Annotated in this window: 27 protein-coding genes; 17 read left to right on the top strand and 10 right to left on the bottom strand. The window is 67.6% G+C overall.

Features of this window, described 5'->3' with window-relative positions; genetic code table 11:
- The first annotated feature begins 78 nt into the window (after window positions 1-78).
- From AWC16_RS15315 to AWC16_RS15305, 3 genes are read left to right on the top strand one after another with little or no spacing between them, the layout of a single operon-like run.
- The gene (locus AWC16_RS15315) at window positions 79-585 is read left to right on the top strand and encodes a nuclear transport factor 2 family protein (RefSeq protein WP_085265603.1); all 507 of its coding nucleotides are present in this window, start codon (window positions 79-81) and stop codon (window positions 583-585) included.
- The gene (locus tag AWC16_RS15310; RefSeq protein WP_085265602.1) at window positions 582-1592 is read left to right on the top strand and encodes an NAD-dependent epimerase/dehydratase family protein; all 1011 of its coding nucleotides are present in this window, start codon (window positions 582-584) and stop codon (window positions 1590-1592) included. Before AWC16_RS15315 ends, AWC16_RS15310 begins: the two co-directional genes overlap by 4 nt.
- A complete protein-coding gene (locus tag AWC16_RS15305) occupies window positions 1589-1990 on the top strand; it encodes a DUF427 domain-containing protein (RefSeq protein ID WP_085265601.1) in 402 nt (133 codons plus the stop codon). Before AWC16_RS15310 ends, AWC16_RS15305 begins: the two co-directional genes overlap by 4 nt.
- Here the strand turns inward: AWC16_RS15305 and AWC16_RS15300 are convergent.
- Complete coding sequence (locus tag AWC16_RS15300) at window positions 1987-2376, bottom strand: nuclear transport factor 2 family protein (RefSeq protein WP_085265710.1); 390 nt, start codon at window positions 2374-2376, stop codon at window positions 1987-1989. The genes AWC16_RS15305 and AWC16_RS15300 overlap by 4 nt on opposite strands.
- Between AWC16_RS15300 and AWC16_RS15295 the strand changes: the two genes are divergently transcribed.
- A complete protein-coding gene (locus AWC16_RS15295) occupies window positions 2375-3367 on the top strand; it encodes a DNA-3-methyladenine glycosylase family protein (protein WP_234812288.1) in 993 nt (330 codons plus the stop codon). The two genes, AWC16_RS15300 and AWC16_RS15295, sit on opposite strands and share 2 nt — an antisense overlap.
- A gap of 13 nt (window positions 3368-3380) precedes the next feature.
- On the opposite strand, the gene AWC16_RS15290 is transcribed toward AWC16_RS15295, so the two are convergent.
- Window positions 3381-3950, bottom strand: a complete 570-nt coding sequence (locus AWC16_RS15290; protein ID WP_085265600.1) for a TetR/AcrR family transcriptional regulator — start codon at window positions 3948-3950, stop codon at window positions 3381-3383.
- Window positions 3951-4114: 164 nt separating this feature from the next.
- Here AWC16_RS15290 and AWC16_RS15285 point away from each other — a divergent pair, with 164 nt between their 5' ends.
- Window positions 4115-5053, top strand: a complete 939-nt coding sequence (locus tag AWC16_RS15285; protein WP_085265599.1) for a class I SAM-dependent methyltransferase — start codon at window positions 4115-4117, stop codon at window positions 5051-5053.
- A gap of 127 nt (window positions 5054-5180) precedes the next feature.
- A complete protein-coding gene (locus AWC16_RS15280; protein ID WP_085265598.1) occupies window positions 5181-6041 on the top strand; it encodes an SDR family NAD(P)-dependent oxidoreductase in 861 nt (286 codons plus the stop codon).
- A gap of 26 nt (window positions 6042-6067) precedes the next feature.
- Here AWC16_RS15280 and AWC16_RS15275 read toward each other — a convergent pair whose 3' ends face one another.
- A complete protein-coding gene (locus AWC16_RS15275; RefSeq protein WP_085265708.1) occupies window positions 6068-6883 on the bottom strand; it encodes a tyrosine-protein phosphatase in 816 nt (271 codons plus the stop codon).
- A gap of 101 nt (window positions 6884-6984) precedes the next feature.
- Window positions 6985-7128, bottom strand: coding sequence for a hypothetical protein (locus tag AWC16_RS23550; RefSeq protein WP_013827042.1), 144 nt, complete (start codon window positions 7126-7128; stop codon window positions 6985-6987).
- Between the two features lie 132 nt (window positions 7129-7260).
- On the opposite strand from AWC16_RS23550, the gene AWC16_RS15270 reads away from it, so the two are divergent.
- On the top strand, window positions 7261-7908 hold the full coding sequence (locus AWC16_RS15270) for a TetR/AcrR family transcriptional regulator (protein ID WP_085265597.1): 648 nt from the start codon (window positions 7261-7263) through the stop codon (window positions 7906-7908).
- Window positions 7909-7942: 34 nt separating this feature from the next.
- Here AWC16_RS15270 and AWC16_RS15265 read toward each other — a convergent pair whose 3' ends face one another.
- Window positions 7943-8611 carry a TetR/AcrR family transcriptional regulator gene (locus AWC16_RS15265; RefSeq protein ID WP_085265596.1) on the bottom strand — a complete coding sequence of 223 codons (669 nt, stop codon included), beginning with the start codon at window positions 8609-8611 and terminating at the stop codon, window positions 7943-7945.
- Between the two features lie 175 nt (window positions 8612-8786).
- On the opposite strand from AWC16_RS15265, the gene AWC16_RS15260 reads away from it, so the two are divergent.
- The 6 genes from AWC16_RS15260 to AWC16_RS15240 are packed head-to-tail and all read left to right on the top strand — an operon-like array spanning window position 8787 to window position 14620.
- Window positions 8787-9647 (top strand): alpha/beta fold hydrolase, encoded by an 861-nt coding sequence (locus AWC16_RS15260; RefSeq protein ID WP_085265595.1) that lies wholly within the window; start codon window positions 8787-8789, stop codon window positions 9645-9647.
- On the top strand, window positions 9644-10672 hold the full coding sequence (locus AWC16_RS15255) for a VOC family protein (protein ID WP_085265594.1): 1029 nt from the start codon (window positions 9644-9646) through the stop codon (window positions 10670-10672). Before AWC16_RS15260 ends, AWC16_RS15255 begins: the two co-directional genes overlap by 4 nt.
- Window positions 10669-12351, top strand: a complete 1683-nt coding sequence (gene mhpA / locus AWC16_RS15250; protein WP_085265593.1) for a bifunctional 3-(3-hydroxy-phenyl)propionate/3-hydroxycinnamic acid hydroxylase MhpA — start codon at window positions 10669-10671, stop codon at window positions 12349-12351. Before AWC16_RS15255 ends, mhpA begins: the two co-directional genes overlap by 4 nt.
- The gene (locus AWC16_RS25605; RefSeq protein WP_264016759.1) at window positions 12351-12476 is read left to right on the top strand and encodes a hypothetical protein; all 126 of its coding nucleotides are present in this window, start codon (window positions 12351-12353) and stop codon (window positions 12474-12476) included. The genes mhpA and AWC16_RS25605 overlap by 1 nt, the downstream gene beginning before the upstream one ends.
- Before the next feature lie 11 nt (window positions 12477-12487).
- The gene (locus tag AWC16_RS15245) at window positions 12488-13621 is read left to right on the top strand and encodes a VOC family protein (protein ID WP_085265707.1); all 1134 of its coding nucleotides are present in this window, start codon (window positions 12488-12490) and stop codon (window positions 13619-13621) included.
- 39 nt (window positions 13622-13660) lie between these two features.
- On the top strand, window positions 13661-14620 hold the full coding sequence (locus AWC16_RS15240) for a fumarylacetoacetate hydrolase family protein (protein ID WP_085265592.1): 960 nt from the start codon (window positions 13661-13663) through the stop codon (window positions 14618-14620).
- On the opposite strand, the gene AWC16_RS15235 is transcribed toward AWC16_RS15240, so the two are convergent.
- Window positions 14600-15499: an alpha/beta hydrolase gene (locus AWC16_RS15235; protein ID WP_085265591.1), complete on the bottom strand. Its 900-nt coding sequence runs from the start codon at window positions 15497-15499 to the stop codon at window positions 14600-14602. The two genes, AWC16_RS15240 and AWC16_RS15235, sit on opposite strands and share 21 nt — an antisense overlap.
- A 50-nt stretch (window positions 15500-15549) precedes the next feature.
- Between AWC16_RS15235 and AWC16_RS15230 the strand changes: the two genes are divergently transcribed.
- Together AWC16_RS15230 and gjpA are read left to right on the top strand one after the other, a co-directional pair.
- On the top strand, window positions 15550-16890 hold the full coding sequence (locus AWC16_RS15230; protein ID WP_085265706.1) for an FAD-binding oxidoreductase: 1341 nt from the start codon (window positions 15550-15552) through the stop codon (window positions 16888-16890).
- Window positions 16891-17020: 130 nt separating this feature from the next.
- Window positions 17021-17932, top strand: a complete 912-nt coding sequence (gene gjpA / locus AWC16_RS15225) for an outer membrane porin GjpA (protein WP_133055949.1) — start codon at window positions 17021-17023, stop codon at window positions 17930-17932.
- 14 nt (window positions 17933-17946) lie between these two features.
- Here gjpA and AWC16_RS15220 read toward each other — a convergent pair whose 3' ends face one another.
- Window positions 17947-18483, bottom strand: a complete 537-nt coding sequence (locus tag AWC16_RS15220) for a TetR/AcrR family transcriptional regulator (RefSeq protein WP_085265589.1) — start codon at window positions 18481-18483, stop codon at window positions 17947-17949.
- A 162-nt stretch (window positions 18484-18645) separates the two neighbouring features.
- Here AWC16_RS15220 and AWC16_RS15215 point away from each other — a divergent pair, with 162 nt between their 5' ends.
- A complete protein-coding gene (locus tag AWC16_RS15215; RefSeq protein ID WP_165759233.1) occupies window positions 18646-19203 on the top strand; it encodes an SDR family NAD(P)-dependent oxidoreductase in 558 nt (185 codons plus the stop codon).
- On the opposite strand, the gene AWC16_RS15210 is transcribed toward AWC16_RS15215, so the two are convergent.
- Together AWC16_RS15210 and AWC16_RS15205 are read right to left on the bottom strand one after the other, a co-directional pair.
- Complete coding sequence (locus AWC16_RS15210; RefSeq protein ID WP_085265587.1) at window positions 19200-20006, bottom strand: thioesterase family protein; 807 nt, start codon at window positions 20004-20006, stop codon at window positions 19200-19202. The two genes, AWC16_RS15215 and AWC16_RS15210, sit on opposite strands and share 4 nt — an antisense overlap.
- Window positions 20007-20014: 8 nt before the next feature.
- A complete protein-coding gene (locus AWC16_RS15205) occupies window positions 20015-20833 on the bottom strand; it encodes an SMP-30/gluconolactonase/LRE family protein (RefSeq protein ID WP_085265705.1) in 819 nt (272 codons plus the stop codon).
- Between the two features lie 109 nt (window positions 20834-20942).
- Here AWC16_RS15205 and AWC16_RS15200 point away from each other — a divergent pair, with 109 nt between their 5' ends.
- The gene (locus AWC16_RS15200) at window positions 20943-21833 is read left to right on the top strand and encodes an acyl-CoA thioesterase (protein WP_085265586.1); all 891 of its coding nucleotides are present in this window, start codon (window positions 20943-20945) and stop codon (window positions 21831-21833) included.
- 3 nt (window positions 21834-21836) lie between these two features.
- On the opposite strand, the gene AWC16_RS15195 is transcribed toward AWC16_RS15200, so the two are convergent.
- Window positions 21837-22532: a DUF427 domain-containing protein gene (locus AWC16_RS15195; protein ID WP_085265585.1), complete on the bottom strand. Its 696-nt coding sequence runs from the start codon at window positions 22530-22532 to the stop codon at window positions 21837-21839.
- Window positions 22533-22639 lie beyond the last annotated feature (107 nt).

Raw genomic sequence — 22639 nt, 5'->3', positions numbered from 1 at the left:
AGCACCTGTCTCGAATATAAACCCAGATTCGAATCTGAACCCTCGACAACATCGATAGAACGTGTTCTAGTTCTTCGCATGACGAATCCGCAGTTCAGCCGCGCGGAGCTCGCGGCCGCATTCGAGACCTTCGAGCAGACCGTCGCCCGCGCCGCCGAGACCAAGGACTGGGATGCCTGGGTGGGGCACTACACCCCCGACGTCGAGTACATCGAGCACGCGATGGGGACCATGCACGGCCCCGACGAGGTGCGCACCTGGATTCGCAGGACCATGTCGACGTTTCCCGGCAGCTACATGACCGAATTCCCGGCGCTGTGGTCGGTCATCGACGAGGACAGCGGACGCATCATCTGCGAACTCGACAACCCGATGCGCGACCCCGGCGACGGCACCATCATCAGCGCCACCAACATCTCGATCATCACCTACGCCGGTGACGGCCTGTGGCGCCGTCAGGAGGACGTCTACAACCCGCTGCGCTTCGTCGCCGCGACGATGAAATGGTGTAAGAAGGCGCAGGAACTCGGCACCCTCGACGACGAAGCGGCTGCCTGGATGAAGCAGTTCGGAGGCAATGCGTGATCGGTAAACCCAAGCTGGTGATCGGAGCCAACGGTTTCCTCGGCTCGCGCGTCACCCGCCAGCTCGTCGACGCCGGTCATGACGTGCGGGTGATGGTGCGGCCGAGCGCCAACACCACCGGGATCGACGACCTCGACGTCACCCGGTTCCACGGCGACATCTTCGACTCCGCCACGCTGCGTGAGGCGATGGCCGGCTGCGACGACGTCTACTACTGCGTGGTCGACACCCGGGCCTGGCTGCGTGATCCGGGCCCGCTGTTCCACACCAATGTCGAGGGCACGCGCAACGTCCTGGACGTTGCCAAAGACGCCGACCTACGTAGGTTCGTCTTCACCAGCAGCTACGCCACGGTGGGCCGGCGTCGCGGGCATGTCGCCAATGAGGACGACATCATCAACCCGCGCGGACTCACCCCCTATGTGCGGTCCCGGGTACAGGCCGAAGAGTTGGTGCTGCACGCCGCCGAATCCGGCCTGCCCGCGGTCGCGATGTGCGTGTCCACCACCTACGGCGACGGCGACTGGGGCCGCACCCCGCACGGAGCCTTCATCGCCGGGGCGGTGTTCGGCAAACTGCCGTTCCTGATGAAGGGCATCGAGCTGGAAGTGGTGGGGGTCGACGACGCGGCCCGAGCGATGATCCTGGCCGCCGAACGCGGACGCAACGGGCAGCGTTATCTCGTCTCCGAGCGACTGATCGAGTTGCAGGAGGTGGTCCGGATCGCGGCCGCCGAAGCCGGGATGCCGGCGCCGGCCCGCACCATCTCGGTGCCGGCGCTGTATGCACTGGGCGCGCTGGGCAGCCTGCGCGCGCTGGTCTCCGGCAAGGATGCCGAGCTGAGCCTGAAGTCGGTGCGGATGATGCGGGCCGAAGCCCCGGTCGACCACACCAAGGCGGTGCGCGAGCTGGGTTGGCAGCCGCGGCCGGTCGAGGAATCGATCCGGGAGGCGGCGCGTTTCTGGATGAAACTGCGTGACGCCAGGAAACGAGGTACGCCAGCGTGACCCCAGGCCATTCCAGCGGTCGGCCGGTTCACCTTCCGACCGCCGAGTACCCGATCACCGTGACCCGGACCGGCCGGCAGGTCACGGTGCGGATAGGCGGGGAGATCATCGCCGACACCGCGGACGCGCTCACCCTTGCCGAAGGCGATCGCCCTGCGGTGCAGTACATTCCGCTGGCCGATGTCAAGCGCGACCTGCTGACCCGCACGGCCACCACCAGCTACTGCCCGTTCAAGGGCGATGCCGCCTACTACACCGTGACCACCTCGGCCGGGCAGACCGTCGCCGATGCGATCTGGACCTACGAAGAGCCGTTTCCCGCGGTCGCCGCGATCGCCGGGCACGTCGCGTTCTACCCGGACAAAGCCGAGATCAGCCAGCAGGACAGCGGAGCCTAGAGCCCCAGCAGCGGCCCGGCGCCCCGGGTGTCGGTGTACTCACGTACCGACACGATCCGGCCGTCTTCGGTGTCGACGATGAACACCAGCGGGCTCGCGTAGCGGGAGCCGTCGGCCGTCACGCAGTCACCCTGAGCTTCGATCACCACGGTCTCGTGCTCGTTGATACAGCGCAGCAGATCCAGCGTGATCCGCAGTCCGACGCGGCGCTGCTCCACCTCCTGCCGCAGCGCGTCCTTGTCGATGGCCTCGCCGGTCAGGATGCTCCAGTAGGTGAAGTCGTCGCTGACCAGCGAGAAGATGTCGTCCAGGTCGTCGTCGCCGCAGATGCCTTGCAGAAACATCCACGCCAATTCCGCCTGGGGATCGTCGAACGGGGTGGCCATGCCCTCATCGTGGCGCGGCGGCACGCGGCGGTCAACGAGGACACCGGATCCTTATGATCACGTCATCAGTCGTTCGATTTGTCGTACCGTCACCTTTCCCGGGCCGGCCAGCCCCGCGCTGACCCTGGCCCCGCTGCGCCGCGGGCCGGGTGACCCCTGCCTGCAGGTGACCGACGGCGCCATCTGGCGCACCAGTCTGATGTCCAGTGGGCCGGTGACGGCGCGGATCACCCGCGCGACGCCCGGCGCGGTGGATTGCGTGGCGTGGGGCGCCGGGGCCGCCGAGTTCCTCGACGGCGCGCCGGGGTTGCTGGGCGCCGACGACGACGCGGCGGACTTCGCGCCGACCGATCCGACGGTGGCCGCCGCGCACCGGCGGCTGCCGCACCTTCGGCTGGGCCGCACCGGCCGGGTGCTCGAGGCGCTGGTCCCGGCCGTCCTCGAACAGCGGGTGCCGGGAGTCGATGCCTTTCGGTCCTGGCGGGTGTTGGTCACCGAGTTCGGCTCGCCGGCGCCCGGCCCGGCCCCGGCGCGAATGCGGGTGCCGCCGTCGGCCGAGGTCTGGCGGACCATCCCGTCCTGGAAGTTCCACCGTGCCAACGTCGACGGGGGACGGGCGCGCACCATCGTCGGTTGCGCCCAGCGGGCGGCGGCGCTGGAACGGTTGGTGGCCCGCCCGGCCGCGCAGGCCCGGGCGGCACTGATGTCGCTGCCCGGCGTCGGGGAGTGGACTGCGGCCGAGACGGCGCAACGCGCGTTCGGTGATGCCGATGCGTTGTCGGTGGGCGATTACCACCTTGCGAAGATGATCGGCCGCACGCTGCTCGGCCTGCCGATCGACGAGTCGTTCAGCGATGAGGCGATGGTCGAACTGCTGGAGCCGATGCGGCCGCACCGGCACCGGGTGGTGCGGCTGCTGATCGAAAGTGGGCTGGCCGTCGGCCAGCGGCGCGGGCCGCGGTTGGCCGTGCAGCAGATCAGCTCCCGGTGAACGGCGTGCCCGACTACTCGCCGGTGCCGGTGGCAGTGGCGAACCGGCCGGAGTCGAGCGCGTCGAGCAACTGCCCGGCGATCCACTCGAACGCGGCGCTGTCACGCGGCAGCAGAATCTGCTCGAACCCGATCAGCAGATACATCGCCCAGTTGGCGAACAGCTGCGCCTGACGCTTGTTCTGGAGGACCTCCAGTGCCGACTCGCACAGGATGTCGAAGCGTTGCTGGTCCACTTCGGCCTGCACCTCGTGCACCCGATGATCCGCCGAGCTCCAGGCGCGGATGGCCGCTTCGGCACCGTGGGGCAGCGTCAGGCCGATCTGGATCAGGCTGTCCAGACGCTCCCGTGGATCCGGTATGGCCCGCACAAACTCCACATGCTGGACGGTGCGCACCTCCAGCCAGTGCTGCACCAGATCACGGGTGAAAACCGGCCAGCTGGTGAAGTAGTGATAGAACGACCCCGTCGTCACTCCGAGCCGGTTGCAGACCTCGGCGAGTTTGAGGCCGCCGTAGCCCAATTCGGACAGCACATCGAAACCCGTCTCGAAGTACGCCTGCCGGGAGAGGACCGCGCCCATAAGTCGACTTTAGTTCGCCGGACTCAGGCGGGGTACTCAACCGCGCAGCTGCAAGTGAATCCTCATACTTGGGCATTCAGCCGCAGCTCAGAACGGTCAATAGCCCGGCTAACTTTTATCGGTATCATGGTGTGCGTACCGACCGCGAGCAAGTGAGGTAGTCCATGAGCGCACTCCGTACCCACGACGACACCTGGGATATCGCCACCAGCGTCGGCTCGACCGCGGTGATGGTGGCCACCGCCCGCGCCGCCGAGACCGACAGCGCCGACCCGCTGATCTCCGATCCGTACGCCAAGATCTTGGTCGCCGGCGCCGGAACCGGCGTCTGGGAGGCACTGCTCGACGGATCGCTGGTCGACAAGGTGGAAGCCCTCGACCCGGAGATCGCCGCGGTGTACCACCACATGCGCAACTACCAGGCGGTCCGGACGCACTTCTTCGACGCCTTCTTCGCCGACGCGGTCGCAGCGGGTATCCGGCAGGTGGTCATCCTGGCGTCCGGGCTGGACTCCCGGGCCTACCGGCTGGACTGGCCGGCCGGCACCACGCTCTATGAGATCGACCAGCCGAAGGTGCTGGCCTACAAGGAGCAGACCCTGGCGGCCCACGACGTGACACCGTCGGCCGAGCGCCGCGCGGTGGCCATCGACCTGCGCCAGGATTGGCCGGCCGCATTGACCGCGGCCGGATTCGACCCGGCGGCCCCGACGGCGTGGCTGGCCGAGGGCCTGTTGATGTATCTGCCCGCCGACGGCCAGGACCGGCTGTTCGACCAGATCACCGCGCTCAGCGCGCCGGGCAGCCGGATCGCCGCGGAGACCGCCGGCAACCACAGCAGCGACGAGCGGCGCCAGCAGATGTCGGAGCGGTTCAAGAAGATCGCCGAGACGGTCGGACTGGCGCAGACCGTGGACGTGCAGGATCTGATCTATCAGGACGAAGACCGCGCGCCGGTGGGGGCGTGGCTCGACGAGCACGGCTGGCGGGCGACCGCTCAGACCTCCACCGCCGAGATGCGCCGCCTGAACCGCTGGGTGGACGTGCCGCTGGATGACGACGCCGACTCGTTTTCGGAGTTCGTCACCGCGGTGCGCAGCTGACCCGGTATACCCGACCCGACATCGCGTCCCCGATTCGTTCCCCGTATACAGAGAAAGCCTGGAAGTTTGGCGCTAGGCCTTTTCTAGGGCTGTTTTAGCGCGGCGATCGAATCGAGGAAGGAAACTGATGTCCGGAGTGCAGGATCGTGTTGTCGTCGTCACCGGAGCCGGTGGTGGCCTGGGTCGCGAATATGCCCTGACCCTGGCCCGTGAAGGGGCCTGTGTGGTGGTCAACGACCTCGGTGGTGCCCGCGACGGCACGGGTGCCGGTCACAACATGGCCGACCAGGTGGTGGCCGAGATCAAAGAGGCCGGCGGCCGGGCCGTCGCCAACTACGACAGTGTGGCCGACGCCGACGGCGCGGCCAACATCATCAAGACCGCGGTCGACGAGTTCGGCAAGGTCGACGGTGTGGTCAGCAACGCCGGCATCCTGCGTGACGGCACCTTCCACAAGATGACCTTCGACAACTGGAACGCCGTGCTGCAGGTGCACCTCTACGGCGGCTACAACGTGGTCCGGGCCGCCTGGTCGCACTTCCGTGAGCAGGGCTTCGGCCGCGTGGTCGTGGCCACCTCCACCAGCGGGCTGTTCGGCAACTTCGGGCAGGCCAACTACGGCGCGGCCAAGCTGGGTCTGGTCGGTCTGATCAACACGCTGGCCATCGAGGGCGCCAAGTACAACATCAAGGCCAACGCGATCGCCCCGATCGCGGCCACCCGGATGACCGAGGACATCCTGCCGCCGGAGGTGCTGGCGAAGCTCAAGCCCGAGTACGTCGCACCGGTGGTGGCCTACCTGTGCACCGAAGAGCTCGCCGAGACCGGGTCGGTGTTCATCGCCGGCGGCGGCAAGGTGCAGCGGGCGGCGCTGTTCGAGAACGCCGGTGCGGTCTTCGAGAACCCGCCGTCGGTCGACGAGATCGCGGCGCAGTGGTCGACGATCGCCGACCTGTCGGCGGCCAAGTCGGCCAGCTTCTCGCTGTAGCTGCCGGGGGCGCGGTGCGCTGCTCGTTAGTCGAGCAGCGCGCTGCGCAGCCTCTCCCGGTCGGTGTCGGTGACTCCGGCGGCGTGCAGGAAGCCCTCGAAGGAGCCGAAGTTCCGCTCGATCGAGTGTTCGGCGGCGTCCAGGTAGTCGGCACGCACGCCGAGCACCTCGTCGGAGAGCCGCGCCTCGGTGAAGGTCAGCACCTCCGGGGTGATCTCAATCTCGGGCCGTTGCCGGATCATCTCCATGATCCGGTCCCGCAGCACCGGGACCGCGGTGTTGCTGCGCAGGTAGTCCGCCACCACCGCGTCCCGGTCCACCCCGGCTGCCTGCAGCACGACCGCCACGACGAATCCGGTGCGGTCCTTGCCGGCGAAGCAGTGCGTCAGCACCGGCCGGCCTTCCGCCAGCAGAGACACCACGCGCTGTACCGCGCGGCGGGACCCGGCGAGGGTGGGGAAGCGGTCGTACTCCTCGATCATGAAGCGGGCGGCGACGTCGGCGGCCGAGTCCTGGTCGGGTTTCTCGGCCATCATCTTTCGGAACGCATCCTCGTGCGGCGCCGAGCTCTCCGGTGACTGGTCGCCGGCCAGGTCCGGGAAGGGCAGCAGGTGGACACCGACGCCCTCGGGCACCAGGCCCGGCCCGCGACGGGTGACCTCGCGGGGCGAGCGCAGGTCGGCGACATCGGCCACACCGATCCGCAGTAGCTGTTCGCGGCCGCGGTCCTCGAGGCGGCTCAGCTCGCTGGACCGGAACAACCGGCCCGGGCGCAGTGCGCCGGTGGTCTCGGAAACGTCGCGAAAGTTCCACGCCCCGGGCAATTCGGGTTGGGAGGTCACCCGGTCACGATAGGACACCGCCGCGGGAGCCTCGCTGAGCAGACGCAAAAGGCCTCCGATCCGGGGATGGATCGGAGGCCGGCGCGTCGGACGGACGCGGTCTAGATCGGGGGGTAGTTCTGCGGGGGGTAGCCGCCGCCTCCGTCGACACCGCGGAGACCCCAAGTCAGGTACTTGAAGAAGAACTCGGCCTCATCGCTCATGTCGTAATCCGGATTCGGATCGTAACCGTAACCAGGACCCATTTCATCAACCCCTCAGCTTGGATCTCACCAGTTTAGTCGGGCCGTCAACGCCGTAGCAGCGGACTGCCTAGAATCCTTCCAACCAGTTGATTGATACGCCGATGACACCGGCCGGCCGAATAGTGAGTAAACATGGCAAACGACAAGGGCGCATCGGGCGGATCCTCCCAGGGCCCCTCCCGTCGAGAGGAGTTGCTCGCGGTCGCTACCAAGTTGTTCGCCGCCCGCGGTTACCACGGGACCCGCATGGATGACGTCGCCGACGTGGTGGGGCTGAACAAGGCGACCGTCTACCACTACTACGCCAGCAAGTCGCTGATCCTCTATGACATCTACCAGCAGGCCGCCGAACGGACGCTGGCGGCCGTCCACGACGACCCGTCCTGGACCGCGCGCGAGGCGCTGTACCAATACACGGTGCGCCTGCTCGACCAGATCGCCGTCAATCCGGAGGGTGCGGCGGTCTACTTCCAGGAGCAGCCCTACATCACCGAGTGGTTCACCGACGAACAGGTCGCCGAGGTCCGGGAGAAAGAGGCCCAGGTCTACGAGCACGTGCACGGCCTGATCGACCGCGGTATCGCCAGCGGCGAGTTCTACCCGTGCGATTCGCATGTGCTGGCGCTCGGCTACATCGGCATGACGTTGGGGGCCTACCGCTGGCTGCGGCCCAGCGGCCGGCGCAGCGCCAAGGAGATCGCCGCGGAGTTCAGCACGGCGCTGCTGCGCGGGCTGATTCGCGACGAGACGATCCGGGTCGAGTCGCCGCTGGGTGTGTAGTCGGTCCGCTCGGTGAATGGCATGACGCCCTTGGTCAATCTTGGCTCAGCACGTGCATCTCCGGCAGCGCGCTCGCGCATATGTCGTGGGCTTCCGGCTGCTCGATGCCCAGCATCACGAGGAGTCTTTCGGCGTACAGGTCCGAGACCTCTGCGGCATCTGCTGCAGGGTCACTCTCGAGGAGCTGCATCAGGGCTAGGAGTACTCCACCGGCCAGCATGACTGCTGTCTCGGCATCGGGCATCGCGAAGCGGCCGAGTTCGATCCCACGGCGAAGGTCGGCGAGTGCTCGTGGGCGAATGCCACGGTCGGTGGTCAAGATCGACATCCCGGCATTCAAGGTCACTCGGACCGCTTCGGGCATCATCCGCTGGGTTCGGCCGCAGATTCGAAAGCTGCGCGCAAAGATCTCGGCCGGGTCTTCCAGGCCCGCGACGGCGAGGTCTATCAACTCGCCCCACTCGTCGAGCACGACCGCGACCGCCTCGGTGAACAACTCGTCCTTCGTGGTGAAGTGGTTGTAGAACGTCCCAAAACCAACGTCCGCGGCGGCGGTGATCTCCTGAATGCTGACGTTCGTCGTGTTCTGTGCCAGGAATCCGCGCGCTGCGTTCACCAGCGCGGCCCGGCTCCTGGCCTTCCGGCGATCAAGGCGCGACGGGGCTTGAGTTGACGACACCAGGGACTCCTCGACGCTCGCCATCACATAGCTGATGGGTTCATCACAAATGATGTCACATGCAAGAAGGTTGGGACCCCCGCCGCGGCCTGGCTGCAGAGGGCATGTCGAGCATAGTTGACGAAATCATCAGAAACCTCTTGACAGGCGCGGGTCGCGTAACTGATGATTTCATCAGTAACTATCGGAAGGGTGCCCGATGACCGCCACTGAAGCTGTCCCCCGCGCTGAGTACATGGTCGCGGCCGGTCGCCGTGAGCTCTTCGTCACCGAAGCCGGAGAAGGTCCACCTGTCGTGCTTCTGCACGGCGGCGGACCCGGCGCGACCGGCGCCTCCAACTACGTGCGCAACATCGACGCCCTCGCCCAGCGGTTCCGGGTGATCGTCCCGGATATGCCGGGCTACGGGGCGTCGTCGAAGGAACTGGACTTCTCCGACCCGTTCGGCGATCTGGCCACGGCGATACGACTGATGCTTGACGAGCTCGGCATTGATCGCGCGCACTTCGTCGGCAACTCCTACGGTGGCGCGGCTGCCCTGCGTCTCGCGCTTGATCGGCCCGACAAGATCGACCGGCTGATCTTGATGGGTCCCGGTGGCATCGGCACCACGCGTGGGCTGCCGACCAAGGGACTGAACGCACTTCTCGCCTACTACGGCGGTGATGGCCCCAGCAGGGCGAAGCTCGTCGCCTTCATCCGCGAATACTTGGTTTTCGACGGGTCCACGGTTCCCGACGAACTGATCGACCTGCGCTATGAGGCCAGCATCCAGCCCGAAGTAATCGCCTCGCCGCCACTGCGCCGTCCGGCGGGTCTGTCGGCTCTGCTCAAGATGGACCTCACCCGCGACCGCCGGTTGGCGCGTTGTGCAGTCCCGACCCTGGTGGTGTGGGGAGCTGAGGACAAGGTCAATCGACCATCCGGAGGACCGCTGCTGGCGCGGACGATGAAGAACTGCGACCTCTACATCGCGGCGAACACCGGGCATTGGGCTCAGTGGGAGCGGGCCGAGTTGTTCAACGACCTGGCCAGAGCGTTCCTGAGCGGTGGAGCATGAGCCTTCCGTTCGGGCGGCCCAACACCGATGGTGACGTCTTCGGCGCGGTCCACCTGGGTTACCTCGTCGTTGAGTCCCGGCGGATACGCGACTGGCACCGTTTCGGTGCGGATGCCATCGGACTTCACGTGGATGAGCTGACTGCCGACGCCCTGCGTTTCCGCCTCGATGACCAGCAGTGCCGGTTCCTGATCCAACGGGGGCCCGCTGAAGATCTGATGGCGATCGGTTGGCAGGTGGACAACCATGAGACGTTCGACCGGATCGTCAGACGAGTCACCGAGCGTGGGGTGCCGATCGCGGAGGGCACACCAGAGGAGACAGCGCTACGCGGTGTCGAGCGGCTATGGCGCTTCGCCGGCCCAAAAGGCATCGTGCAGGAGATATTCACGCAGCCCTTGTCCACAACGAAACCGTTGCGAATGATCAACACCGGTTTCGTCACCGGGGCCAGCGGGATGGGGCACGTGGCCCTCACTTCGCGGGACCCGCTCGGCGTCCACGGCTACTACAACACCGTGTTCGACTCCCGGCTCTCGGACTTCATCGATGAGAACATTGCCGGCTTGTCCGTGAAGATCCGGTTCCTGCGTGTCAACGAACGTCACCACTCGATCGCCGTGGCCAACACCCGGGGTTTGAGTATCGATCCGATCCGCACGCGGGTGCAGCACGTCAACATTGAGGCCGCCACGCTCGAAGACATGCTCGGCGCCTATCAGCGGGTGCGTGAGCAGGGATTCCGGATCGCGTGGTCGGTCGGGCAGCACACCAACGACAAGGAGCTGTCGTTCTACTGCGTCACCCCGTCCGGTTTCGAGCTTGAAGTGGGCTGGAAACCGATTGTCGTGACACCCGAACTCGAAAAGGCATGGCAGGTCCGCACCTACCAGGGCATCAGCATCTGGGGTCACCAGACGGTCGGCACCGGTGTCTTGGACAGACTCGGTCAACTCCGGCAGGCCGCCATCAATGCTTGCCGGCCCGAAACCGTTGTCCGTGAACTCATCGGAGCAACCCCATGAATCAGTACGACGTCGCCGTCGTGGGTCTCGGACCTACCGGTCTCACGCTGGCCCACCTGCTCGGCCGTCGGGGACTGAGCGTGCTGGTGCTGGAGCGCGAGCCGGAGTTCTATGGCAACGCTCGTGCCGTCTACACCGATGATGAGGCCCTTCGCGTCTTCCAGACCGCCGGCGTCGCCGACGAGATCCACGCCGACATGAACGTCGACTCCGCCGTCCAGTGGGTCAAGGCGGACGGCAGCATCCTCGTCCAGTTCCGCGAGATGCAGCGTCCCCGCTGGTGGCCGATCGTGAATTTCCTCTACCAGCCCTACCTGGAGACCAAGCTCGAAGAACTGCTCGCGGCCCACCGTGGCGTCGAGGTGCGACGCGGCCGTGAGGTCGTGGACTTCAGCCAGGACGAGGACGGAGTGAACGTTGTCCACGCGGCCTCCACCGGCAGTGGTTACGGCCGCCGCGAGAACCAGGTGGACACCACCACGCAGGAAACCTGCCGTGTCTCATATCTGATCGGCGCCGACGGTGGTCGCAGCGTCGTCCGTACCGACCTCGGCATCGATATGAGCGGAAAGAGCTTCCCCGAGCGTTGGCTCGTCGTAGACCTCAAGGCCAAACAAGGCGTCGACGCGTTTCGGCATCTGCCGTACTTCGACTTCGTATGCGACCCAGACCTGCCGGTAGTCAGTTGCCCGCAGCCGGGTGGCCACCACCGTTTCGAGTTCGCCCTCAAGGATTCCGACGACAGTGAACACTTCGAAGCCGACGAAACCGTGCGTCAACTGATCGGCCGGTACGTCGACGTGGACGAGGTCGAGGTGTGCCGCCGACTCGTCTACACCTTCAACGCCGTGACCGCAGACAGGTGGCGCGAGGGTCGCATCCTGCTCGCAGGCGATGCCGCCCACATGACTCCCCAGTTCATCGGCCAGGGCATGAACGCCGGCGTGCGTGACGCCGACAACCTCTCGTGGAAGCTTGAAGCGGTCCTGCGTCACGGCGCCAGTGCCGACCTACTCGACACCTACGAGGCCGAGCGCAAGCCGCACGCCAAGGCGATGATCGCGCTGTCGGTCTTCAACAAATCGCTTGTCTCGGTCAAGAACCCGGTCGCGGCCAAGGCTCGCGATGCTGTCATGTGGGCTGCCCTGCACACTCCGTTCCTTGCCGGTTGGGTCGAGCGGGCGGGAATGAAGCCCAAGCCGCGCTTCAAGACCGGCGCCTATGTCGGCATGCCCCGCAGGTTTCGGGGAGCGGAAGGCAGCCTGTCACCGCAGCCGATGGTCCGCCGGTACGACGGCCGACCGGTTCGCTTCGACGACGCCGTCGGCATCGGCTGGACCGTCGTCGGCATTGGCGTCGATCCCCGCGACGCGCTCAAAGATGGCCTCGCCGACTGGGAGCAGGTTGGCGCCACCTTCGCCACGCTGTATGGGCCGGGAGCGCGTCCTCAAGGGGCTGCGGGGTGCCGACGCGCAGGTCTGGTTGACCTCGAAGACACGACCGGGGAGATGATGAGGTGGCTTCGGTGCCACCGCATTGGCAAGGGTGAACTCGTCGTGCTCAGGCCGGACAAGTTCGTGTTCGGCGCAGGCGCCGATGGCGCCAAGCTGACTCGAGCGCTGCGGGACCAACTGGGCCTGGCGGCGCATCGCTCCGCGGTTGCGGCGAAGGCGCTCTGATGCGGAAGGACCCGGGCCGCATTGACGTTCACCACCACGTCGTTCCGCCCTTCTACGGCCACATGCTGGACCGGCGGGGCATCCGGCCCGTCGACATCGCGCTCGATCTCGTTGAGCAGGGCTGAGGGTGGAGGCAATGGCCGAGCACGGCACGCACAACGACCTACACACTGACTCAGGCCCTCGTGGTGGGGAACACCCCGGCCGCGCAGTCAATCCCGTCGTCAAAGTGCGGGACCTGGCCTGGCTCGAGTTCGACAAACCGGACCTTGCGCGAGCCGAAGTCTTCGCCCGCGCGTTCGGCTTCGCCACCGTCAGTCGGACGGCCGACGAACTGATCCTCCGCGGTACCGATGCCGGTGCCCCGGCAGTCCTCATTCGAAGAGGTCCGCGCTCGCGCTACCTCGGCGCCGCCTTTCATGCGGCAGAGACAGCAGACCTCCTGCGTCTGGCCGACGCAACCGGAACCCGCGCGCAGGCGCTCCCGGAGCATCTTGGGGGCATGGGCGTCGAACTGACCGATCCCGATGGGGTGCGGGTCAAGGTCGTGGCAGACACCCACCTGCTGCCGGCGTTGCCCGCGCAGGCACCGCTGAGGCACAACACGGGATCCCAAACTCCGCGCACCAACGAAACGCAGCGTGCATCACGCGAACCCGCCCGCGTGCAGCGCCTCGGGCACGTCGTGGTGCAGACGACGACCTACCTGCAAACACTCGACTGGTATCTGCGGCACCTGGGGTTGATCGTGAGTGACTTCAAGTTCTACGCCGGCCAACGGGATCGCGGCCCCGTCATGAGTTTCCTGCGCTGCGACCGCGGCAGTACTCCCGCCGATCACCACACCCTCGCCATGACCTTGGGACCACGCAACCGCTACGTCCACTCGGCATACCAGGTGAGCGACTTCGACGCCTTGGCCGCAGGCGGCGAGCATCTCCTCGGCCAGGGCTACTTCCGGTCGTGGGGGATCGGACGCCACATCGAAGGCAGCCAGATTTTCGACTACTGGCGCGATCCGGACGGTTTCCTGGTCGAGCACTTCACCGACGGCGACGTGTTCGACAACACCGTCCAGACCGGATGGTCAGCGATGACGGCGTCCGGTCTGGCCCAGTGGGGACCGCCGGCGTCGCTCGACTTCATGGGCGTCTCGCCGCGCCGCATGGATGCGTTCCGTGAGCTCGCATCGATCGCGACTGCACTCGGCAAGGACAACGAGTTCGACCTGACCCGCTTGCGCGGCCTGCTGGCCGTCGCGCGTTCCTGACCGACCACCATCCACGAACCCCAGAAGGAAAAGGAACTGATGAGCACGTCCGTCCTCCGCACTCACGACGCGTGGTGGGTCGTGACCCCCAAAGGCGCCGCGCGCATCACCACCGATGCCGCCACCACTGCCGACCTCCTCGCCGACGCCCAGGCGATCGAGGAGGCGGCCGCGTCCGGCGCATCTGCCGAGGCGGTTTCCGTCGAGAGCCTTGACCTCCTCTCCCCGGTCACCAAGCCGTGTCGGGTCGTGGCGCAGATGACGAACTACGCCTCCCATGTCACCGACGCGAACATGGATCCCTCGTCGATTCCCCTGACCTTCTTCCGGAAGTCCTCGGCATCCATCAGCGGACCCCACGACCCCATCGCGCGACCAGCCCACGTCAGGCTGCTGGACTACGAGGTCGAGATCGGGCTGGTCGTCGGCCGGCCCATCCCGGTCGGAACCGAGGTCACCGACGACAACTGGACTTCGTTTGTCGCCGGGCTCGTCGTCACCAACGATGTTTCCGCACGCGACATCCAGCTCCCGCAGACGCAGTACTACGAAGGCAAGTCCTACCCGAGCTTCACGCCGACCGGGCCCGCCCTGGTCCTGCTGACCGACGAGGAGTTCGCCCGATTCGACGAGCTGCGCCTGCGGCTGTGGGTCAACGGCGAGCTGCGACAGAACGCCAAGGTCGGCGGTGACATGATCTACCCGCCCCTTGAGGCGTTGCGTTCCCTGAGCCGCTTCCAAGACCTCGCGCCCGGCGACCTCATCCTGACCGGAACACCGGTGGGCACCGCCCTGTCCGCGCCCCCGAAGCCCGTCGAGATCATCGGCTCGATGCTGCCACCGACCATCAAGTGGCGGATCTTCTTCGGCAAGCAGGCCAAGAACCCCAAATACCTCCACGAGGGCGATGTCGTCGAGGCCACCGTCGCCACCGACGACGGCTCCATCGACCTGGGCGCTCAGCGCACGCCCGTGGGCTCAGGCCCCCGCCGTCTTTAGGTTGCGGTCCAGGAACTCCAGCTGGTCGGCGACCACCCGCTCGAAGGCGTCGCCGACGTAGATGTCGAAATGTCCCTCCGGGTACGTCTTCACCGTGCCGTGGGGCGCCTGCGCGGCATACCGCAGCGTCGGCCCGGCCGGCGCGACCGAGTCGGTCTCGCAGACGCAGAACAGGATCGGACAGGAGACCTTGGCCGCCTGCCGGCCCGGACGGTAGGTGAGGATCCGCATCCCGATCCGCGCCGCGACCTCGTTGCGGATGGTCTGGCCCTCCGGGACCAGTTTCAGATAGCCCGGGTAGGCGTCCGGCGTGCTCATCAACGCGACCTCCCCCGGGCGCCCTGCGGTGGCCACTGTCACCGGCGGGTTGCCGAGCCGGGCCGCGGCCAGATCCCGCATCGCGAGCAGACTGATCCGTGCGGTGGTCAGCGGTGGAATGGTGCGCGCCGAGGCGATCCCGTCGGTGAACGGGCATTGCGCCACCACCGCCGCCACCGGCAGCCGGGCGGCGGTGGCGATCACGTGTCCGCCGCCGAACGACGTGCCCCACAGGCCGATCCGGGTCGGGTCGACACCGGGCAGGGTGTGCGCGAAATCGACCGCGGCGGCCCAGTCCGCCAGCTGCATGCCCACGTCGAGCAGCTGGCGGGGGGCGCCTTCGCTGTCGCCGAAGTTGCGGTAGTCGAACACCAGGCAGGCGTAGCCGGCAGCGGCGAACCGCTCGGCGTAGGCGTCCAGCCGCATGGTCCGCACCGCGCCCAGACCGTGCGCCATGACCAGCAGCGGGGCACCGTTCGGGCCGGCGTCGTCGGGGCGGTACAGCCAGGCGCTGATGCGGTCCGCGCCGGATCGGAAGGAGACGTCTTCGCGGGTAGTCATGCGAAGAAAGGTAGCGCGGCGTGTGGTAAACCGGGGCGGTGACAGCGAGCCTGCTGCAGAGCCTGGCCGACGTGGTGGGGCCCGCCTATGTCACCGACGATCCCGACGTGCTGGCCGGGCGCAGCGTCGACTACACCGGCCGCTACCGGGGCCGGGCCCGCGCGCTGGTGCGCCCCGGATCCCCCGAGGAAGTCGCCGCGGCGCTGCGGCTCTGCCGCGACGGCGGCGCGCACGTCACCGTCCAGGGCGGCCGCACCTCACTGGTGGCCGGCACCGTCCCGCAACACGACGACGTGCTGCTGTCCACCGAGCGGCTGAACACCGTCGGGCCGGTCGACGCGAAAGAGCGCCGGGTGAGCGCGGGCTCGGGAGCCACGCTGGCCGCGGTGCAGCAGGCCGCAGCGGCGGCCGGGCTGGTCTTCGGCGTCGACCTGACCGCTCGGGACACCGCCACCGTCGGGGGGATGGCCTCGACCAACGCCGGCGGGCTGTACACCGTGCAGTACGGCAACATGGGCGAGCAGGTGCTCGGCCTGCAGGTGGCACTGCCGGACGGCTCACTGCTGCACCGGCACAGCGCGGTGCGCGCCGACAACACCGGCTACAACCTGCCGGCGCTGTTCGTCGGGGCCGAAGGAACCCTGGGTGTCATCACCGGCCTGGATCTGAGGCTGCATCCCGTTCCGGCGTACCGGGTCACCGCGGTCTGCGGCTTCGCCGAGCTCGACGCTCTGGTCGAGGCCGCCCGGGTCTTTCGCGACCTGGACGGCATAGCCACGCTCGAGTTGATCGACGCCCGCGTCACCGCGCTCACCGCGGACCGGCTCGGAATCGGCGCCCCGGTACGCGGCGACTGGCTGCTGCTGGTGGAACTCGCCGGCGACACCGACCAGACCGATCGCCTCGCCGAGCTGCTGGCGCAGGTGTCGTCCTGCGACGAGCCGGCGGTGGGCGTGGACCCGGCCACCCGGCAGCGGCTCTGGCGGGTGCGCGAGGCGGTGGCCGACGTGCTGGGCGCGTTCGGACCGCCGCTGAAGTTCGATGTCTCGCTGCCGCTGGCCGCCGTCCCCGGATTCGCCGCGGCGGCCGGCGCGGCGGTGCAGCGCCACGCACCGGATGCGCTTCCGGTGCTGTTCGGCCATATCGGCGAGGGCAACCTGCATCTCAACGTGCTGGGCTGCTCGGCAACGGCCGAACCGGCGCTGTATCAGGCCATGATGGACCTCATCGCGCAGTGCGGCGGCAACGTCAGCTCCGAACACGGTGTGGGCAGCCGCAAGCGGGCCTACCTGTCGATGTCGCGCGGGCCGGCCGACATCGCCGCGATGCGAATCGTCAAGGCGGCGTTCGATCCGACCGGGTACCTCAATGCCGCCGTGCTCTTCGACTAGGTGGGCAACAGTCGGCCGCCGAAGCTAATGAAAATTCCCTGTGATAATTCCTGGATTATCATTTGCGGCCCAGCTAGAATCGATGGTCTGGCTGATCGCCAGTTTGGCCGTGACAGCGGGGGAGGCTCCCATGCTGCAAACCCTTCGCCCCTACGTCGCCGCGAGTGTTGTCGCGTTGGTGGGCCCCGGAATGATCGCCGTGACGCCGGTGGCCGCACCGGCCGATGTCGGCGTGGCACGTCCGGTGGCCCTCACCGCCGGCTTCTTCGAGACCTGGGAGAACGTTCTGACAACGGCGTTCGGCAACGCCGACACGGTCTTCACGGAATTGCAGAGCATGGGCACGGCGTTCTGGCAGGAGCTCGCCACCAGCGGGAACATCGATCTGCAAGTGTTGTTCGACGCCGTCACCTTCCTCGGCGGAGACCAGGCGAACTTGCTGAACCTCATCGCCACGACGACCCTCGACCTGGACCACAACCTGCTCTACGTCGCAGCGACCGGACAGTTCGACCCCGCCTACCCGGCCCCCGACGAAGCGATCCAGGCGCTGGTCAACTCATGGACGTCACCGCTGAGCGGTGTGCTCATGGGCGCGGTGGGCCCGGTCATCGCTCCGCTGGTCGCGCTGAGCAACAGCATCGGCGAGATCGTCGCCGCCCTGGAAGCCGCGGACTTCGATGCGGTGTGGGAGGGTCTGATCAACGTTCCCGCCAATGTCGTCGGCGGATTCCTCAACGGCGCCACCCTGGACCTGACCGCGCTGATACCGGCCATCGTGGACCTGGACATCCTTCCGTTCCCGGCGGGCACCGAGGTGGAGAGCCTCAGCATCGCCTTCGGCGGACTGTTCAGCACCGGGGCAACAGTCGGGGGTCTCACGCTGGCCGGGATCGGCGGCTCGATCCTGAACTCCGTCGGCCTCGACGCACTCGGTGCCTCCATCCTGGGTGATCTGAGCCTGGACGGGGTGGGGGTAGGGCCGTTCGGGGCGCAGACGGGCCTGCTGGAAGCCCTCACGCTGGCACTCAGCCTGTCCTGACCTTGCCGCGGTGCTCAGTCGCGGTGCCGGATCCCCACCGCCTGGCGCAGCTGGGCGAGGAACTGCTCGGAGTCGTCACTGCGAATGATGTAGTGCGAGATGGCTATCCGAATGGCGGCCGCGGCCTTCACCGCGGCGTCCGGTCCGGAGATCATCCGCTGCAGCCGCTCGCGCATCGGCTCGATGATCCGGGAGAAGTCGGCGAGCACGTGCTTGGGTTCGATGTCGATCATCCGCACCCCCGTCGACGAGTGCTGATAGTCGACGATGAAACGCAGTGCGGCGTCCAGCTTCTCGGTGCCCTTGAGTCCTTCGGTGGCCCGGGCGATCCCGCTGTCGAAGATATGCCGCTCGTAGCGGGAGAACGCCGAGATCAGCTCTTCCTTCGACGGGAACCACCGATACAGGGTGGGGCGGGAAACGCCGGCCTGGGAGGCCACCTCGGACAGGCTGAGCTTGGTCATGCCATTGCGCCCGAGCACCTCGGCGGTGGCCGCGAGGATCCGCTGCCGGGTCGAGCTGTCGGGGGCGTCCACCGTGCTGCGGGTCATAGCGGAGACTTTACAAAAAATAGCGAGAGTGTCACGCTGGTTCGGTGCCTGGACATGGTTCCTCACCGTCGCGGGCCCACCGGATCGGGCCGTAGGGCAATTATTGTGATCGAAGCGCCGCAAGTCACGTGTGAGGCACGTACCCAGCCGCCTCGTGCCGTCATGATCACCATCGAAGCGTCCGGGATCGGCCGGGCCGCCGCGGCGCGGTTGGCTGCCCACGGGCACCTGGTACTGATCGGCAGCCGGCGACTTGACGAGTCCGAGCGATTCGCGGCGCGGCTTCGTGACCGCGGAGACAGCGCGTTCGCCGCCCACCTGGATCTGGCCGACCCACGGTCGATCAACCGTTTTCTGGGCGCCGCGCAGTACCTCATCGGCACACCGGATGTGCTCATCACCGATGTCGAGCGGGTGGGAGCGCAAACCCTTGTCACCCGGGTGATTCCGGCCATGATCGCGCGCGGCAGCGGTGACGTGGTGTTGGTCGGCCCGGAGTTGGCCGGGGTGCGGTGTGCTGGAGTTCAGCGCAACTTCGACGCCTGGCTCGCGGGGTTGGACGCGGAATTCGTCGGCACCGCCGTACGGGCGTCGGCCGTGCGGGCGACGCATTCGGGAGCCGTCGCGTCCACCGGGGACGCCGGGCGTCTGGTCGCCGGGATGGTCGGGTCGCGGCTGCGCCTGGTCGAGCTGCTCCCGTCGGCGGTACCGGCCCGCTAGCGGCGGCGCACCAGCACCGACTGCTGGATGCCCGCCACCGCTCCCCGCCGATCGAAGAGGGTGCCGATGGTCGCGCCGATGCCGTCGGGGCCGTAGTTGGTCTCCGCACGGATCCCGATCCACTCACCCTCGGGGATCCGGTGCACATGCACCACCAGATCGGTGTTGAGGAACGTCCACTTTCTGATGTCGAGCTTGGTGCCGACGCCGTTGGCGTCGTCGGCCACCGCGAACAGGCGCTGCAACGGAGTCATCGCCTCGCCCTTGACCAGGTCCACGATCGGTGAGATCCAGGACTCGCCCGCGCCGGGGGCGAGCGGTTTGGTCAGCCACCGCCAGTCCAGGCTGTGCACGTAATTGCGGTCCCAGTTCTGCTGCATGTTGTTGCTGCGTGCCTCGCTGACCGGGCGCAGCGGCGGGGCCGAGACGTGCACGACGTCGTCGGTGTCCAACGTCTGCAGTCGCCAGCCGGTCGCGCGGGCGACCGGTCGCGGACGCTGGTCGGGTCCGGGAGCCAGCATCTCGGCGCTGACCAGCTCGATCTGCCTGCCGCCCCGGTCGACCTGTGCGCGCACCCACAGCGCACCCTCGGCGGGGACCGGCCCCAGCAGGTCGATCGTGACCCGGCTGAGCCGGGTGTCGTCGCGGGGTTCGAGGCGCTCCAGCGCCCGCACCAGCAGCGCCGAAACCGGTGCGGCGTGCTGAATCTGGGCAGACCAGGTGCCGCGCACCAGATCGGTGGCCGCGAACTTCTCCCCGTGCGGATCGGCGGCGTCCAGCAGTTCGTAATAGGAGTCGGTCATCGAATTCCTCAGGGCAGCCCGGCGCCGGGAATCTCCACGGTGACCGTGTCCAGGCGGGACTCGCGGGTTCCGATCAGGCGCTTGGGGTAGGCGTCCGGACTGGACAGCAGGAACAGCGTGCGCCGTTTCGGCCCGCCCAACGTGCACGCGATCGCAGCCCGATCGCCCATGGCGATGCGGTGGGTGACGGTGCCGCCCGCGGTGATGCGTTCGAACTGGCCGGCCAGCGTCATCGACGTCCAGACGCCGCCCGCGGCGTCCAGGGTGATGCCGTCCGGGGGTCCATCCAGCGCGTCGGCGAAAACCTGGCGCTCGCCCAGCCCGCCGTCGGCGCCGATCGGGTACTCGGTGAGCCGGCGGCCCATGGATTCGGCCACGATCAGGGTGGCACCGTCGGGGGTGATCACCATGCCGTTGGGAAAGTCGAGGTCTTCGGCGACGGTGTGCACGCTGCCGTCGGGGTCCACCCGCACGATCACCCCGCCGGAGTAGGCCTGTGAGCCGAGGTAGCAGCGGCCGGCCGCGTCGACCACCATGTCGCCGAGATCGGCCGGCACGTATTCGCGCAGGTCGACCAGCGTGCTCACGGTGTCGCCGTCGTAGCAGAGCAGCAGGCGGTCGGTGGCGGACGCGATCAGCAGCGTTCCGTCCGGCCGGAAACCCAGCCCGCTCGGGGTGTGCCCGGGCAGCGGCACGGTGGTCATCGAACCGCGCAGGTCAACGGTGTGGATCGCCTCGCCGAGCATGTCGGAGAACCACAGCAGGCCCTCGAACCAGCGTGGGCCCTCCCCGAAGCAGAAGCCGCCGGCCAGCGGTGTCGGTGTCAGTTGCGAGCTCGTCTCGGCGATGCTCAACACGGTCGCCCTCCTGTCCTGCGGTCGCGGGCGCGACTTAGGCCTACTTTACAAAACGAGGCCGAAATGTCACGCTCGCGGAATGGTTCAACCCACCGAGACCTCCGCACCCACACCCTGGTCGGTCAGCGGCCTGCTCGACCTGTTGGAGGTGACGGCGGACGGTCCGGACCGGTTCACCGGTGCGACCGGCCTGGCCGGCGACGATGAGCGACAGGTGGTGGAAGGCACCCAGCTGCTGGCGCAGGCCATCGTCGGAGCGGCGAAACGCTTCGGCGACAAGTCGATCCGATCGGTGCACGCGGTGTTCGCCCGGGCCGTCCTGGTGGGCCCGGCGGCGGAGTACACCATCGACGTGGTCAACGAGGGACGCTCGACGGCCACCGCGGTGATCTCGGTGCTGCAGAACGGGAAGCGCTGCGCGACGATCACGGTGCTCGCCGACGTCCCGTCGGCCGATGTCATCACCCATCACCTGCCGCGACCGGACGTGGCAGGCCCCGCGCAGGCCAACCCCTGCGTGATGCCGATGACCGGACGGCAGGTGCGCCTGGTCGACGTCGTCGACGTCAACAGCCCCGACGAGGTGGGCCCGCCTGAGCTCCACGCCTGGCTGCACTACGACCCCATTCCCGCCCGCGACGACCTCGCCAAGGCGCTGATCGCTTATTTCACCGGGCATCTGGGCATCTCGACGACCATGCGCGCACACGCCGGGATCGGCACCAGCCAGTCGCACCTGACGGTGTCCACCGCGCCGATGACGGTCACGGTGAGCTTCCACGAGCCGGTGCGCTGGGACGGCTGGCTGCTGTACAGCCATGAGAGCACCCAGGTGGGCGCGGGCATGTCCTACGTTCGCGGCACCGTGCACACCGAGGAGGGCGAACTCATCGCCTCCTTCGCCCAGGACGGTCTGATCCGCCCGCTGCGTACCAGCGACAGCCGGATCGCCGAACACTCGCGGATCTAGCAGCTATGGGCTGGGGCGCCCGACGGGCGCCGGCAGCTCGGCGAAGCCGTCAACGCGGGACATATCGAAGCTGAAAAACCCTGCGATGGGCGTACTTTCGGGCAGCGGGTCCGGGTAGCACCAGGCCACGTCCGGCACGACGGTGTCTCCGACGACCGCGGACCAGTAGCTGGCGTATCCCTTGTAGTTGCAGTAGGTCGACGTCGTCGACGCCTGCAGCAGGTCGGTGCGGACCCGTTCGGGAGCGACATACAGCCGCGGCTGCAAGGCGGTCTCGAACAGGATCACGGTGTCGTCGGTGTCGGCCAGGCAGACGCCGGCGACCTCCACGCGCAGGGCGCGCCGGGTGGGCCGGCAGTCCACCCGGTGATACGGGTTGGGCGGGTAGTGCACCAGCCGGCGGCCCTCTTCGAACCAGGCGTCCACGGCCTCCCACGGGACCTGCACGTACCCGGTGGCCTCCGGCAGCGCCCGATGCGGCAGGTCGCCGACGGCGTCTGCCGGGAAGGCGTAGCTCAGCGGTGCGCCGCGGCGATGCACCAGCAGGACGTGTTCGGTGTCGATCACGGTGTGATCGCCGCGAACCGCGCGCACCCGGCGCGGGTGCGGTTCGACATACACCAGATCCGCGGTGATCTCAGGCGAGAACCACCCGGCCCGCTCGGTGCTGAGCGGGCCGTGCCCGGCAACCAGACTCAATTGAGCCCACCTCCTCGGTTGCTTTACAAATTCTGCCCCAACTGTAATATCTCGGAGAAGTTGTGCTGCGCGGCCGGACGGGGCTCGTCCGGCCGGTGGAGCCGCCT

Origin of the sequence: Mycolicibacter longobardus (assembly GCF_002102265.1) — a bacterium.
GTDB classification, from domain to species: domain Bacteria; phylum Actinomycetota; class Actinomycetes; order Mycobacteriales; family Mycobacteriaceae; genus Mycobacterium; species Mycobacterium longobardum.
The sequence above is the reverse complement of the archived record's forward strand: the minus strand, read 5'-3'. Positions and strand labels throughout refer to the sequence as shown.

Bases quoted from the DNA above. Each gene is read 5' to 3' on its own strand.
- AWC16_RS15315 (WP_085265603.1), top strand. From the start codon at position 79: ATGACGAATCCGCAGTTCAGCCGCGCGGAGCTCGCGGCCGCATTCGAG.
- AWC16_RS15295 (WP_234812288.1), top strand. From the start codon at position 2,375: ATGCCCTCATCGTGGCGCGGCGGCACGCGGCGGTCAACGAGGACACCG.
- AWC16_RS15300 (WP_085265710.1), bottom strand. From the start codon at position 2,376: ATGGCCACCCCGTTCGACGATCCCCAGGCGGAATTGGCGTGGATGTTT.
- AWC16_RS15290 (WP_085265600.1), bottom strand. From the start codon at position 3,950: ATGGGCGCGGTCCTCTCCCGGCAGGCGTACTTCGAGACGGGTTTCGAT.
- AWC16_RS15285 (WP_085265599.1), top strand. From the start codon at position 4,115: ATGAGCGCACTCCGTACCCACGACGACACCTGGGATATCGCCACCAGC.
- AWC16_RS15280 (WP_085265598.1), top strand. From the start codon at position 5,181: ATGTCCGGAGTGCAGGATCGTGTTGTCGTCGTCACCGGAGCCGGTGGT.
- AWC16_RS23550 (WP_013827042.1), bottom strand. From the start codon at position 7,128: ATGGGTCCTGGTTACGGTTACGATCCGAATCCGGATTACGACATGAGC.
- AWC16_RS15270 (WP_085265597.1), top strand. From the start codon at position 7,261: ATGGCAAACGACAAGGGCGCATCGGGCGGATCCTCCCAGGGCCCCTCC.
- AWC16_RS15265 (WP_085265596.1), bottom strand. From the start codon at position 8,611: ATGGCGAGCGTCGAGGAGTCCCTGGTGTCGTCAACTCAAGCCCCGTCG.
- AWC16_RS15260 (WP_085265595.1), top strand. From the start codon at position 8,787: ATGACCGCCACTGAAGCTGTCCCCCGCGCTGAGTACATGGTCGCGGCC.
- AWC16_RS15255 (WP_085265594.1), top strand. From the start codon at position 9,644: ATGAGCCTTCCGTTCGGGCGGCCCAACACCGATGGTGACGTCTTCGGC.
- mhpA (WP_085265593.1), top strand. From the start codon at position 10,669: ATGAATCAGTACGACGTCGCCGTCGTGGGTCTCGGACCTACCGGTCTC.
- AWC16_RS25605 (WP_264016759.1), top strand. From the start codon at position 12,351: ATGCGGAAGGACCCGGGCCGCATTGACGTTCACCACCACGTCGTTCCG.
- AWC16_RS15245 (WP_085265707.1), top strand. From the start codon at position 12,488: ATGGCCGAGCACGGCACGCACAACGACCTACACACTGACTCAGGCCCT.
- AWC16_RS15240 (WP_085265592.1), top strand. From the start codon at position 13,661: ATGAGCACGTCCGTCCTCCGCACTCACGACGCGTGGTGGGTCGTGACC.
- AWC16_RS15235 (WP_085265591.1), bottom strand. From the start codon at position 15,499: ATGACTACCCGCGAAGACGTCTCCTTCCGATCCGGCGCGGACCGCATC.
- gjpA (WP_133055949.1), top strand. From the start codon at position 17,021: ATGCTGCAAACCCTTCGCCCCTACGTCGCCGCGAGTGTTGTCGCGTTG.
- AWC16_RS15220 (WP_085265589.1), bottom strand. From the start codon at position 18,483: ATGACCCGCAGCACGGTGGACGCCCCCGACAGCTCGACCCGGCAGCGG.
- AWC16_RS15215 (WP_165759233.1), top strand. From the start codon at position 18,646: ATGATCACCATCGAAGCGTCCGGGATCGGCCGGGCCGCCGCGGCGCGG.
- AWC16_RS15210 (WP_085265587.1), bottom strand. From the start codon at position 20,006: ATGACCGACTCCTATTACGAACTGCTGGACGCCGCCGATCCGCACGGG.
- AWC16_RS15200 (WP_085265586.1), top strand. From the start codon at position 20,943: ATGGTTCAACCCACCGAGACCTCCGCACCCACACCCTGGTCGGTCAGC.